This is a genomic window from Streptomyces sp. S465 (assembly GCF_026898115.1).
Lineage (GTDB): Bacteria > Actinomycetota > Actinomycetes > Streptomycetales > Streptomycetaceae > Streptomyces > Streptomyces luomodiensis.
Window position 1 is genome coordinate 6,246,210 of sequence record NZ_CP114036.1, and the last position, 12,248, is coordinate 6,258,457.

The window sequence follows — 12,248 nt, forward strand, 5'->3', positions numbered from 1 at the left end:
CGCTACTTGACGTCAGTCACTGGCGCTACTTAATGTCAGCGACTGGCGCTAAGTAGCGCCAGTCACTGACATTAAGTGGGAGTGAAAGCCTCATGCATGTCTTCGTCACCGGTGGTTCCGGCCTGACCGGCCCCACCGTCGTCGCCGAGCTCGTCGCGGCCGGCCACACCGTCACCGGTCTGGCCCGCTCGGACACCGCCGCCGCCCGGCTGGAGTCACTGGGCGCCACCCCGCACCGCGGTTCCCTGGACGACCTCGACAGCCTGCGCGGCGGCGCCGAAGCCGCCGACGGCGTCCTGCACATGGCCTTCGGCGGCGACTTCGCCGACCCCGACGACATGATGCGGCGCGACCGGACCGCGATCGAGACGCTCGGCCAGGCGCTGGCACACTCGGGCAAGCCGTTCGTCAGCACCTCCGGCACGCTGGTCATGCCCGCCGGCCGGGAGAGCACCGAGCAGGACGCGCCCGACCCGGCCGGAATCGCCGGCTTCCGCATCCCGGGCGAGCGCGCCTGCCTGGACTTCGCCGCCCAGGGCGTCCGCGCGAGCGTGGTCCGGCTCGCCCCCACCGTCCACGGCCCCGGAGACTACGGCTTCATCGGCAAGCTCGTCGCCACCGCCCGGCAGACCGGCGTGTCCGCCTACGTCGGCGACGGCGGCAACCGGTGGCCCGCGGTGCACCGACGCGACGCGGCGATTCTGTTCCGCCTCGCGCTGGAGAAGGCACCGGCGGGCAGCGTGCTGCACGGAGTGGCCGAAAGCGGCGTCCCCTTCAGGCGCATCGCGGAGACGATCGCCCGCGGCCTCGGCCTGCCCACGGCCTCACTGACCCCCGACGAGGCCGCCCCGCACTTCCACAGCCCGTCGCTGGCCACGTTCTACGGCTTCGACGGGCCCGTCTCCAGCGCCCACACCCAGCAACTGCTCGGCTGGTCCCCCACCCACCCGACCCTGCTCGACGACCTGGAACACGGCGACTACCTCACCACGCCGCCAGCCTCCTGATCACCTCACGCTCTACGCTGCGCCGAGGTGGTCGAGTCGTCCCGCCTTGGCGCTGCGTATGAGGGCGGCGAGGGCGGTGGGGGTGGTGGTGAGGATGGTGTCGGGTTCGTCGCTCTCGCGGAGCCGGATGGTGGCGTTGTCGGGGGCGGAGACGTAGAGGCAGGCGTTGCCTTCCCCGCTGAACGAGGACTTGCGCCAGTCGTGAGTGGACAACTCATTCACCTTTCATGTTGCGGATGATGTTGCGGATGAGATCGCGGGAGTGCGCTTCCGTGAGCGCAACCGTCTCCATGCGATCCAGTACCACGCGATACCTCTCCAGTTGTGCTGCGGCGTCGAGGAGTTCGGAGCCATGCTCCGTATCCAGTTGCACGGTGTCCAGTTGAGGGACGGGGCCCACGGCGTAAAGGATCGACTGTCCCGAGCCTGGGAAAGACCCGGCCTCGAAGGGGATCACGACCACCTTGATGTGCTCGTGCTCGCTCATCTCCAGGATGTGCTGCAACTGTGCTCGTGCCGTTTTCGCTCCACCGAAACGCATGCGCAAAGCAGCTTCATGGACGATCGCCGTATATGGCGTCGGCTTGTCGCGATAGAGGATGCCCTGGCGCTTGATGCGCTGTGAGACCCGGTGCTCCACCTCTGGCGGCGGCAGAGTCGGTACGACCTGGCGGAAGATTTCACGAGCGTGCTCGGCCGTCTGGAGCAGACCGGGTAGGTGCGCGATGTACGCCGTGCGCAGTGCCACGGCGTGGTGTTCGAGCTCGGCCAAGTCGAGCAATCCAGTGGGGAGGACTTCCCGGTACTCCTCCCACCAGCCACGCTTGCGCTGCGCCGCCATGTCGATGAGCGCCGTGATCAGAGCCTCGTCCGCGCACGCGTAGTTTCGCGCCAGCGCGCGCAGCCGGTCCGCGCTCACGCCCAACCGGCTCGCCTCGATATTGCTGATCGTCGTCTGGTTGGTGCCGAGCAAACGCCCGGCCTCGGTCGACGACATCCCAGCGCGCTCGCGCAGCCTGCGCAGCTCGGTGCCGAGGCGGAGTTGACGTGCGGTCGGAACGCTTCTCATGGGCATCTGCCGATTCTCCCTACTCATGCGCAACAGGCGTGTCACTCACACGAGTGGTATATGCACCCCTTTTCCTTCGAGGGGTAAATACCTTAAGGGTTGCAGGCTACGGTGTGTGCCCGGACACCGTCCAACTCCACGCACAAACCGGAGACTTCATGCCCACCGCAGCAACGGAAAACCCCTGGTCCTACTCACTCCGCCTGCCCCACGACCCCCGGGCCGCCGCCATCGCCCGGATCACCCTCCGTGCGGTACTCGCGCGCCACGACATGGGCGCACTCACCGACCCCGCGACCCTGCTCACCAGTGAGATGGTCACCAACGCGTACCGCCACACCACCGGCCCGGCCGAAATGCGTATCCGCGCCGTGGAGGAGGGCCGGCTGCGGATCAGCGTGTGGGACACCAATCCGGACATCCCGCCGCCCTTCGACAAGCCCCCGGCCCTCTTCGACCGCTCGTCCGCCCTCGCGGAGGCCGCCGCGAACACCGAGGCCACCTATGGGCGCGGACTCCTCATCGTCCGGATCTGCGCCGACAACTGGGGCGGTTACGCGCTCGCCGACGGGCTGTTCGGCAGGAGCGGCAAGCTGCTCTGGTTCGAACTGGACCCGACGCCCTGCGATGCCTTCGGGTTCGCCGCCTGACGAGGGGACGTGCCGGTGTCAGGCCGGGGTGAGCGCCGGGGGGAAGTCCAGGTCCGGCTCGTCGTATGAGCCGCTGTATCCCTGCTCCTCCTCCTGCTCCCGCTTCTCCTCCGGCCAGTTGGGGTCCATCGCGCAGGACGATGTGCTGACGAAGCCGGAGAGTCGCTGGTATTCCGGTTCCCAGGTGACGCTGATCGCGTAGCCGCCGTCGCGCTCCGCTCCTACGCTCCACTCCTCGATCTGCTCGTTCTTGCCGTACTCCGTGATGTGCCATCCCTTGGCCTCGAGGCGGTCGCGCACCCCGCGCAGGGCGGGGAGCGCGACCGCCTTGCGCACCTTGCTCAAGGTCCACTCCTGGTAGAGCCGGTACGCGCCGTCCACGGGCGGGTCGGCGAAGCTGAACAGGCCGTCCGGGTAGCAGTCGTTGGACCCGTAGGTGTTGTTGGTGAAGACGTCGACGTAGCCGCCTTCGAGGGTGCGGTCGATGCCGAGTGCGGCATAGGCGTCCTGGGAGTAGCCGGAGAGCCGGCGCGCCGTCTTCTTCGGGTCGACGTCGGGATAGGTCGAATCCGTGCTCGCGTACGCGATCAGGGCCATGGCCACGGACAGCACAAGGAGCACCACGCTGGCGCACCCGGTTCCGCACCCGCCGCGGCTCTTTCCGGCGGAAGCCTCGCTCTCGGTCATGTACCGGACAGTAGGTCGCGGCCCCGGCGGGCCGGATCCGCGCGCCCCCTCAGTACGGCGTAGGTACCCGTACTCATACGAACGGGCCTCCGCGCACCGCATTAGCCGTCATTAGCGGTCCGTTAGCAGAACGCCAATCCGGTCTTCGAAACTAAAGATCGTCCGGCAGCGAGCCGAGAGAACAGAGCAACAGGAGCACCACGATGAACACCGCCACCGTCACCAAGCGCTTCCGCGGCCGCGCCGGCCGCCGCATCGCCGCCGCCCTCGTCGCCGCCGCGGCGCTGGGCCTGGGCGCCACGGCCTGCGGTCCCGAGGACTCCGAGTCCGCGGGTTCCTCGAACTCCTCGGCCTCGGCCTCGGCCACGAGCGGCTCCTCCTCGGACAGCTCCGGCTCGCAGGGCCAGGACAGCGGCAGCACCGGCGGCGGGTCCGCCTCGAACGGTGGCGGGTCCGCCTCCAGCGGTGGCGGGTCCGCCGCCACCAGCGGCGGGTCGGCGTCGACCAGCGGCGGGTCGGACGCCACCGGCGGCGGTGTCGCCAACGCGGGCAACCACCACACGTACGTCGGCAAGCTGCAGTACCTCGCGCCCGGCAAGCTGATTGTCCATCCCGATGACGGCAGCACCGACCAGGCGTTCTTCGTCTCCAACGCCACACAGGTCCTCGGCGCGGCCGCGATCTGCGGCGAGGAGTCCGGCCACGTGGCCCTCGGCGAGGACGGCTACGGCACCACGAAGTGCACCGTGGACGATCTGGAGAAGGCCGCGAAGACCGGCAGCGTGACCGTCCGCGTCACCATGAGCACCAAGTCCGGCGGTGCCGAGACGGTCGAGGAGAAGTACCACCCGTAAGCCCCCGCACCCCGCACCTCGCGCCACACGAATGGGCCGCCGGCTCCCACGAGGGAGCCGACGGCCCATTCGACGTCACACCGCGCGGCCCGCCGCCAGGCGTCAGTGGCCGCCCGGGGACCCCGCCGTGGCCGGTGGGAGGTCGGCCTGGACGCCCGGGTCGCCCACGTCCGCCTTGTAGTCGGCGGCGGTGGTCTCGTCGATGCCGTCGGGGGCCTTGACCGCGCGCAGCACCAGCGTCAGCACGACGGTCACCAGCACGTTGAGCACGATGGCCGTGAAGCCGATGTAGCCGATCTCCCCGATGCCGGGGATGTCCGCGGTGTTGCCGAAGTGCTTCTGGGTGCCGCTCGGGGTGTCGTACGCCTTCCACGTTCCGTAGATCATGCCGACCGCCCAGCCCGCCAGCAGCGCCCAGCGGTGGAACCAGCGGGTGAACAGGCCGCCGACCAGGGCCGGGAAGGTCTGGAGGATCCAGATGCCGCCCAGCAGCTGGAAGTTGATCGCGACGGTCTTGTCCATGCCCAGCACGAAGATCAGCGCGCCGACCTTCACCAGCAGCGAGACCAGCTTGGAGACCTTGGTCTCCTCCTCGGCCGTGGCGTTCGGCCGCAGGAAGTCCTTGTAGATGTTGCGGGTGAACAGGTTCGCCGCGGCGATGGACATGATGGCCGCCGGGACGAGGGCGCCGATGCCGATCGCGGCGAAGGCGACCCCGGTGAACCAGTCGGGGAACATGTCCTCGAAGAGCTGCGGGATGGCGAGCTGGCCGTTCTCGACCTCCACCCCGGCCGCGATGGCCATGAAGCCGAGCAGCGCCAGCAGCCCCAGCATCAGCGAGTACAGCGGCAGGATCGTGGTGTTGCGGCGGATCACCTCGCGGCTGCGGCTGGAGAGCGTCGCGGTGATCGAGTGCGGATACATGAACAGGGCGAGCGCCGAGCCGAGGGCCAGGGTGCCGTACGCCCACTGGCCCTCCGCGCCGGGCGCGATCGCGCCCGTGCCGGCCTTCGTGAACTTGTCGCTCGCCGCGCTGAAGATGTCGTCGAAGCCGCCCAGCTTGATCGGGATGTAGATGATCGCCACCGCGATGACGATGTAGATCAGCGTGTCCTTGACGAAGGCGATGAGCGCGGGCGCGCGCAGACCCGAGGAGTAGGTGTACGCCGCGAGCACGCCGAAGGCGATCAGCAGCGGCAGGTCCTTGATGAACCAGTTGGTGTTCTCCCCGCCACCGACGCCCATCACGTCCAGCACCGCCTGGATGCCCACCAGCTGGAGGGCGATGTACGGCATGGTGGCGAGGATGCCGGTGATCGCGACGGCCAGCGACAGCCCCTTGGAGCCGAACCGGCCGCGGACGAAGTCCGAGGTGGTGACGTACCCGTGCTTGTGCGACACCGACCACAGCCGGGGCAGGAAGGTGAAGATCAGCGGGTAGACCAGGATGGTGTACGGGACCGCGAAGAAGCCGGACGCGCCCGCCGCGTAGATCGCCGCCGGCACGGCGACGAAGGTGTACGCGGTGTAGAGGTCGCCGCCGAGCAGGAACCAGGTGATCCAGGTGCCGAAGCTGCGGCCGCCCAGTCCCCATTCGTCGAGGTTGTTGGCGTTCTCGGCGGCGCGCCAGCGCGCGGCCAGGAACCCCATGACCGTGACGGCCACGAAGAAGATGATGAAGACGGCGAGTGCGACGCCGTTCACGCCGTCGTTCATGCCGAGTCGCCTCCCTTGCGCGCCCGCTGCTCACGGCGGACCAGGACGTAGGCGACCGAGGTCAGCGCGGCCGAGACCGGCACCCAGGCCATCTGGTACCAGTAGAAGAACGGAATCCCGATGAGGGTCGGCTCGACCTTGGAGTACGAGCTGACCCAGAGCATCCCGACAAAGGGTGCGATCAGGCACAGAGCGGCCACGACGCGCGTAGGCGTGACGACCGGTCTCCTGCCCGGTGTAGTGGAGGTGTCTGACATGTGGCGGGCTCCCGTCCCCTCGGCTCATCACCTGCGTCACAGCTGATCATTCGTGTAATGCGCAGGAAATCTAAGCCCGTGGCTGGGTAGCCGTCACTACTTGTCCGTATATCGAAATGAGAAAGTAAGCCGGTGAGCGGTGCGGCGCCGGTCGGAGGCGGGGCACACCCCGGGGCGGCCGGCCGGAGGTGCGGCACACCCCCGGGGCGATTCAGCCGTGCGGCCGCTGGAGCCGGGCCACGAACTTGTAGCGGTCCCCGCGGTAGACCGACCGCACCCACTCCACCGGCTCCCCGGACGCGTCCCGCGAATGGCGCGAGAGCATCAGCATCGGCAGCCCCACATCGGTGCCCAGCAGCCCCGCCTCGCGCGGGGTGGCCAGCGAGGTCTCGATGGTCTCCTCGGCCTCGGCCAGCCGGACGTCGTAGACCTCGGCCAGCGCCGTGTAGAGCGAGCTGTACTTGACCAGGCTGCGGCGGAGCGCGGGGAAGCGCTTGGCGGACAGATGGGTGGTCTCGATCGCCATCGGCTCACCGCTGGCCAGCCGCAGCCGCTCGATGCGCAGCACCCGCCCGCCGGTGGCGATGTCCAGCAGTCCGGAGAGCCGGTCGTCCGCGGTGACGTAGCCGATGTCCAGCAACTGGGAGGTGGGCTCCAGACCCTGGGCCTTCATGTCCTCGGTGTAGGAGGTGAGTTGCAGCGCCTGGGAGACCTTGGGCTTGGCCACGAAGGTGCCCTTGCCCTGGATCCGCTCCAGGCGCCCCTCGACGACCAGCTCCTGGAGCGCCTGGCGCACGGTGGTGCGCGAGGTGTCGAACTCGGCGGCCAGGGTGCGCTCCGGGGGGACCGGGGTGCCCGGTGGCAGGGTCTCGGTCATCTCCAGCAAATGGCGCTTGAGGCGGTAGTACTTCGGGACGCGCGCGGTGCGCGCCCCGCCGGAGCCGTTGCCGCCGCTCTCGGCCGTCGTGGTGGCCGCCGCTGCCGCCGTTGCCCCGTCGGTCTCCATCGCGCGCCCTTCCGACTCCTGGTCCGCCACTGTCACCGGCACCGGCGTCCGCCGCCGTCGCCCGCGTCCGCCGCCGTCACCGGTCCTTTGAAAAATTCAGCGCCTCACATCGTGGCACGCTCCCGGCTCCGGGCGACCGTTCGGTCCGGATGTCGGGAAGTGTCGGTCCGGTAACGGAGCCGAGGGTGACTCTTATACACCCTTGACACCCCTAAAGGTCTAGGCCAAGCTGCGGGCACTGGTCTGGACCATTAAACCCCTCATCCGGCCATTTGAGGAGAGTGCTGTGAAGCGTGGGCTCATAGCGGCGACGGGTGTCGCGGCAATGCTGGTATCCGTCGCGGCCTGTGGGTCCGGCGACGATGACGACAAGGCCGGAGCGGACGGTTTCAAGGGACAGACACTGACCGTCTGGGCGATGGACGGCTCCACGCCGGACGGTTGGACGAAGGATGTCAAGGCCGCTTTTGAGAAGAAGACCGGCGCCAAGCTGAAGTTCGAGATCCAGCAGTGGAACGGCATCCAGCAGAAGGTCACCACCGCGCTCTCGGAGTCCGACCCGCCGGACGTGCTGGAGATCGGCAACACCCAGACCCCCTCCTACGCGCAGACCGGCGGCCTGGCCGAACTGGGCGACCTCAAGAAGTCGATCGGCGCCGACTGGTCCGAGTCGATCAACAAGTCCGCGGTCTACGACGGCAAGCAGTACGCGGCGCCGTGGTACGCGGCCAGCCGGGTCGTCCTCTACAACAAGAAGATCTGGGCCGAGGCCGGGATCAAGGACACCCCCAAGACCCGTACCGAGTTCTTCCGTGACCTCGACGCCATCAAGAAGAAGACCGACGCCGAGCCGATCTACCTCCCGGGCCAGAACTGGTACTTCTTCGACGGGCTGACCATCGGCACCGGCGCCGACCTGGTCAAGAAGGACGGCGACAAGTGGGTCTCCAACCTCGCCGACCCCAAGGTCGGCAAGGCCATGGACATCTACAAGCAGTACCAGTCCTTCAGCCAGGCCCCCAAGGACAAGGACGAGGCCACCCCGCAGCAGGGCGAGGTCTTCGCCAAGGGCAAGACGGGCGCCTTCATCGGCATGGGCTGGGAAGCCGGTGTCGCGATCAAGGCCAACCCGAAGATCGAGAAGGACATCGGCTACTTCACCATCCCGGGTGAGACCGCCGACAAGCCCGAGGGCGTCTTCCTCGGCGGCTCCAACCTCGCCGTCGCCGCGGGCAGCAGCAAGCAGGAGCTGGCCAAGGAGTTCCTGAAGATCGCGCTCAGCGACACCTACGAGGGACAGCTCGCCAAGGAAGGCGGCGTGATCCCCAACAAGGACTCGCTCCAGGACCAGCTCAAGGGCAACGCCGCCGCCCAGGCGGCCGCGCCGGCCACCGCGAGCGGCGGCACCACCCCGCTGATCCCCGAATGGGCCGCGGTGGAGAACGCCCCGAACCCCATCAAGACCTATATGACCGCGGTGCTGAACGGTAAGGCGCCGGCCGACGCGGCCAAGTCGGTCGAGGACGAGATGAACAAGCGCCTCAGCCAGGAGCACTGAGCGCGATGGCCGTGACCACCGAACGCAAGGACCCCGGCCCGGCGGCGGCCGGGGTCCGCCGGAGCGGGGCACCGCCGGCCCCGGGCCCCGGGGCCCCGGGCACCCCCGGGCGCGGACGGCTGACCGGCGCCGCCCCGTACCTGCTCCTGCTGCCCGCGCTGGCGGTGACCGCCGTCCTGCTGGGCTGGCCGCTGGTCAAGAACGGCATGCTGTCGTTCCAGAACCTCAATATGCGGCAGCTGATCCAGCACCTCACCGAGTGGAACGGGGTCGACAACTACCGCGAGACGCTGACCAGCGAGGACTTCTGGCGCGTCACCCTGCGGTCGGTGATCTTCACCGGGGTCAACGTGGTGCTGATCATGGTGCTGGGCACCCTGGTCGGACTGCTGCTGGCCCGCCTCGGCAGCAGGATGCGGCTGCTGCTCTCGGTCGGTCTCGTCCTGGCCTGGGCGATGCCCGTCATCGCCGCCACCACCGTCTTCCAGTGGCTGTTCGCCACCCGCTACGGGGTGGTCAACTGGGTCCTGGACGCCCTCGGCTGGCACTCCATGGCGGACTACAACTGGACCGGCGACCAGTTCTCCACCTTCTTCGTCATCACCGTGCTGATCGTCTGGCAGTCGATCCCCTTCGTGGCGATCAACCTCTACGCCGCGACCACCACCATCCCCGGCGAGCTGTACGAGGCGGCCGCGCTGGACGGCGCCGGCACCTGGAAGAGCTTCACCTCGGTGACCTTCCCCTTCCTCAAGCCGTTTCTGCTGGCCACGACGTTCCTCGAAGTCATCTGGGTCTTCAAGGCGTTCGCCCAGGTCTTCGCGATCAACGAGGGCAATCCCGAACGGCTCACCGAAACCCTCCCCGTCTACGCCTTCATCGAGGGCATGGGCAATCAGCACTACGGCATGGGCGCCGCGATCTCGCTGCTGACCATCGTGGTCCTGCTCGCGCTGACCTCCTACTACCTCCGGATCGTGCTCAGGCAAGAGGAGGACGAGCTGTGAAGCGCTCGCCGCTCGCCCGGCTGTGGCCCAACGCGACCGCCGTCGTGCTCTTCATCGGCTTCGCGTTCCCCGTCTACTGGATGTTCACCACGGCCTTCAAGCCGACCTCGGACATCATCTCCGAGGACCCGGTGTGGTTCCCGACCGCGGCCACTTTCGAACACTTCCAGAAGGCCGTCGACGCCGACAATTTCTGGACGCTGGTGGGCAACTCCCTCACCGTCACCGTCTCGGCGGTCGCCCTCTCCCTGGTGATCGCGCTGCTCGCCTCGTTCGCCCTGGCCCGGCTGCGGTTCAAGGGGCGCCGCGGCTTCCTGGTGACCTTCATGATCGCGCAGATGGCGCCCTGGGAGGTCCTGGTCATCGCCATCTACATGCTCGTACGCGACGGCGACATGCTGAACAGCCTGCTTCCGCTCACCCTGTTCTACATGGTCATGGTGCTGCCCTTCACCATCCTCACGCTCCGCTCCTACGTGGCCGCGATCCCCAAGGAGCTGGAGGAGTCGGCCATGGTCGACGGCTGCACCCGTACGCAGGCGTTCATCCGGGTGATCTTTCCGCTGCTGGCACCCGGCCTGATGGCCACCTCGCTCTTCGGCTTCATCACCGCCTGGAACGAATTCCCGCTCGTCCTCATCCTGAACAAGGACCCGGAGGCCCAGACGCTCCCGCTGTGGCTGTCCAGCTTCCAGACCGCCTTCGGCGACGACTGGGGCGCGACCATGGCGGCCGCCTCGTTGTTCGCCATCCCGATCCTGCTCCTGTTCCTGTTTCTGCAACGCAAGGCGGTCGGTGGGCTCACTTCCGGCGCTGTGAAGGGATGATCCCGACATATGACGACCCTCACGCACGACTCCGCCACCCTCACCCGCGACGCACTCGCCGTTCTCCAGCCCGGCTTCACCGGCACGGCCGCCCCCGACTGGCTGCTGCGCCGGCTCGGCGAGGGGCTCGCCTCCGTCGGCCTGTACGGCCGCAACATCGCCACGCCCGAGCAGCTGGGCGCCCTCACCGCCCAGCTGCGCGCCGAGCGCCCCGACGTCCTGGTGGGGATCGACGAGGAGGGCGGTGACGTCACCCGGCTGGAGGTGCGCACCGGCTCCTCCTTCCCCGGCAACCTCGCGCTCGGCGCCGTCGACGACCCGGAGCTGACCCGCGCCGTCGCCCGCGAGCTGGGCCGCCGCCTCGCGGAGTGCGGCGTCAACCTCAACTGGGCGCCCTCCGCCGACGTCAACTCCAACCCCGACAACCCGGTCATCGGCGTGCGCTCGTTCGGCGCCGAGCCCGACCTCGTCGCCCGGCACACCGCCGCGTACGTCGAGGGCCTCCAGGGCGCCGGGGTCGCCGCCTGTACCAAGCACTTCCCCGGCCACGGCGACACCGCCGTCGACTCCCACCACGCCCTGCCGCGCATCGACGCCGATCCCGACACCCTGGCCGCCCGCGAACTGGTGCCCTTCCGCGCCGCCATCGCCGCCGGGACCAAGGCCGTGATGAGCGCCCACATCCTGCTGCCCGCGCTCGACCCCGCCCTGCCCGCCACCCTCAGCCCCGCCGCACTGCACGGACTGCTGCGCCGGCGCGTGGCCGACGGCGGACTCGGCTTCGAGGGACTGATCGTCACCGACGGCATGGAGATGCGGGCCATCGCCGACGCGTACGGCATCGAGCGCGGCAGCGTCCTGGCGATCGCCGCGGGCGCCGACGCCATCTGCGTGGGCGGCGGACTCGCCGACGAGGACACCGTGCTGCGGCTGCGCGACGCGCTGGTCACGGCCGTCATCGAGGGACGGCTCGCCGAGGAGCGGCTGGCCGACGCGGCGGCCCGGGTGCGCGCCCTGGGGGAGTGGACGCGGCACTCCGTAGGACCGCGCGCGGCGCACGGCGTCGAGCCCGCCGCGGGGGTGGGGCTCGACGCCGCGCGCCGCGCGCTCCGCGTCACCCCGGCCGGGCCGTCGTACGAGCCCCTGACCGGACCCGGCTACGTCGTCTCCCTCACCCCGGTCGCCAACATCGCCGTCGGCGACGAGACCCCCTGGGGCGTCGCCGCCGAACTGACCCGGCTGCGCCCCGGCACCGGGACCGCCACCTACGGACAGCAGGACGCCGAGGACCGGGGCGTCCCGGCCCTGATCGAAAATATGCTCGACACCGCGGCGGGCCGTAGGATCGTCGCTGTGGTCCGCGATGTCCACCGTCACCCCTGGATGGCCGACGCGCTGGACGCCCTGCTCACCGCCCGGCCGGAGACGGTCGTCGTGGAGATGGGGGTGCCCCAGGCGCCGCCCGCCGGAGCGCTGCACATCGCGACCCACGGTGCCGCCCGGGTGTGTGGACGGGCGGCCGCCGAGGTGATCGCCGGCATCGGCGCCGACGACCGCCCCGGGGACTGACCCCCCTCAGCACAGCCGGTACAGCCACCTGGAGGCACCCA

General features: G+C 69.2%; 13 protein-coding genes. 7 read left to right on the top strand and 6 right to left on the bottom strand.

From position 1 onward, the window contains the following. Positions 1-92: 92 nt before the first annotated feature. Positions 93-1,007: an SDR family oxidoreductase gene (locus tag N6H00_RS26510; protein ID WP_268974334.1), complete on the top strand. Its 915-nt coding sequence runs from the start codon at positions 93-95 to the stop codon at positions 1,005-1,007. A 12-nt stretch (positions 1,008-1,019) separates the two neighbouring features. Here the strand turns inward: N6H00_RS26510 and N6H00_RS26515 are convergent, their stop codons facing one another. Continuing rightward, a complete protein-coding gene (locus N6H00_RS26515) occupies positions 1,020-1,220 on the bottom strand; it encodes a DUF397 domain-containing protein (protein WP_268974335.1) in 201 nt (66 codons plus the stop codon). Between the two features lies 1 nt (position 1,221). After that, on the bottom strand, positions 1,222-2,082 hold the full coding sequence (locus tag N6H00_RS26520; RefSeq protein ID WP_268974336.1) for a helix-turn-helix domain-containing protein: 861 nt from the start codon (positions 2,080-2,082) through the stop codon (positions 1,222-1,224). A 152-nt stretch (positions 2,083-2,234) separates the two neighbouring features. On the opposite strand from N6H00_RS26520, the gene N6H00_RS26525 reads away from it, so the two are divergent. Continuing rightward, complete coding sequence (locus tag N6H00_RS26525; RefSeq protein ID WP_268974337.1) at positions 2,235-2,726, top strand: ATP-binding protein; 492 nt, start codon at positions 2,235-2,237, stop codon at positions 2,724-2,726. Positions 2,727-2,744: 18 nt separating this feature from the next. Here N6H00_RS26525 and N6H00_RS26530 read toward each other — a convergent pair whose 3' ends face one another. Next, positions 2,745-3,413 carry a hypothetical protein gene (locus N6H00_RS26530; protein WP_268974338.1) on the bottom strand — a complete coding sequence of 223 codons (669 nt, stop codon included), beginning with the start codon at positions 3,411-3,413 and terminating at the stop codon, positions 2,745-2,747. Positions 3,414-3,616: 203 nt separating this feature from the next. Here N6H00_RS26530 and N6H00_RS26535 point away from each other — a divergent pair, with 203 nt between their 5' ends. Further along, on the top strand, positions 3,617-4,267 hold the full coding sequence (locus N6H00_RS26535) for a hypothetical protein (protein WP_268974339.1): 651 nt from the start codon (positions 3,617-3,619) through the stop codon (positions 4,265-4,267). A gap of 102 nt (positions 4,268-4,369) precedes the next feature. Here the strand turns inward: N6H00_RS26535 and mctP are convergent, their stop codons facing one another. The 3 genes from mctP to N6H00_RS26550 all read right to left on the bottom strand — a co-directional run bounded on the left by mctP (position 4,370) and on the right by N6H00_RS26550 (position 7,246). After that, complete coding sequence (mctP, locus tag N6H00_RS26540) at positions 4,370-5,983, bottom strand: monocarboxylate uptake permease MctP (protein ID WP_268974340.1); 1,614 nt, start codon at positions 5,981-5,983, stop codon at positions 4,370-4,372. Next, entirely contained in the window at positions 5,980-6,240 is a 261-nt protein-coding gene (locus N6H00_RS26545) for a DUF3311 domain-containing protein (RefSeq protein WP_268974341.1), read from the bottom strand. Before N6H00_RS26545 ends, mctP begins: the two co-directional genes overlap by 4 nt. 211 nt (positions 6,241-6,451) lie before the next feature. After that, entirely contained in the window at positions 6,452-7,246 is a 795-nt protein-coding gene (locus tag N6H00_RS26550; protein WP_268977119.1) for a GntR family transcriptional regulator, read from the bottom strand. A gap of 286 nt (positions 7,247-7,532) precedes the next feature. Here N6H00_RS26550 and N6H00_RS26555 point away from each other — a divergent pair, with 286 nt between their 5' ends. From N6H00_RS26555 to N6H00_RS26570, 4 genes are read left to right on the top strand one after another with little or no spacing between them, the layout of a single operon-like run. Further along, the gene (locus N6H00_RS26555) at positions 7,533-8,804 is read left to right on the top strand and encodes an extracellular solute-binding protein (RefSeq protein ID WP_268974342.1); all 1,272 of its coding nucleotides are present in this window, start codon (positions 7,533-7,535) and stop codon (positions 8,802-8,804) included. A gap of 5 nt (positions 8,805-8,809) precedes the next feature. Further along, positions 8,810-9,811, top strand: coding sequence for a carbohydrate ABC transporter permease (locus N6H00_RS26560; protein ID WP_268974343.1), 1,002 nt, complete (start codon positions 8,810-8,812; stop codon positions 9,809-9,811). Then, positions 9,808-10,638: a carbohydrate ABC transporter permease gene (locus N6H00_RS26565; protein ID WP_268974344.1), complete on the top strand. Its 831-nt coding sequence runs from the start codon at positions 9,808-9,810 to the stop codon at positions 10,636-10,638. Before N6H00_RS26560 ends, N6H00_RS26565 begins: the two co-directional genes overlap by 4 nt. A gap of 9 nt (positions 10,639-10,647) precedes the next feature. After that, positions 10,648-12,207: a glycoside hydrolase family 3 protein gene (locus N6H00_RS26570; RefSeq protein ID WP_268974345.1), complete on the top strand. Its 1,560-nt coding sequence runs from the start codon at positions 10,648-10,650 to the stop codon at positions 12,205-12,207. Positions 12,208-12,248: the final 41 nt, after the last annotated feature.

Bases quoted from the DNA above. Each gene is read 5' to 3' on its own strand.
- N6H00_RS26510 (WP_268974334.1), top strand. From the start codon at position 93: ATGCATGTCTTCGTCACCGGTGGTTCCGGCCTGACCGGCCCCACCGTC.
- N6H00_RS26520 (WP_268974336.1), bottom strand. From the start codon at position 2,082: ATGCCCATGAGAAGCGTTCCGACCGCACGTCAACTCCGCCTCGGCACC.
- N6H00_RS26525 (WP_268974337.1), top strand. From the start codon at position 2,235: ATGCCCACCGCAGCAACGGAAAACCCCTGGTCCTACTCACTCCGCCTG.
- N6H00_RS26530 (WP_268974338.1), bottom strand. From the start codon at position 3,413: ATGACCGAGAGCGAGGCTTCCGCCGGAAAGAGCCGCGGCGGGTGCGGA.
- N6H00_RS26535 (WP_268974339.1), top strand. From the start codon at position 3,617: ATGAACACCGCCACCGTCACCAAGCGCTTCCGCGGCCGCGCCGGCCGC.
- mctP (WP_268974340.1), bottom strand. From the start codon at position 5,983: ATGAACGACGGCGTGAACGGCGTCGCACTCGCCGTCTTCATCATCTTC.
- N6H00_RS26545 (WP_268974341.1), bottom strand. From the start codon at position 6,240: ATGTCAGACACCTCCACTACACCGGGCAGGAGACCGGTCGTCACGCCT.
- N6H00_RS26550 (WP_268977119.1), bottom strand. From the start codon at position 7,246: ATGGAGACCGACGGGGCAACGGCGGCAGCGGCGGCCACCACGACGGCC.
- N6H00_RS26560 (WP_268974343.1), top strand. From the start codon at position 8,810: ATGGCCGTGACCACCGAACGCAAGGACCCCGGCCCGGCGGCGGCCGGG.
- N6H00_RS26570 (WP_268974345.1), top strand. From the start codon at position 10,648: ATGACGACCCTCACGCACGACTCCGCCACCCTCACCCGCGACGCACTC.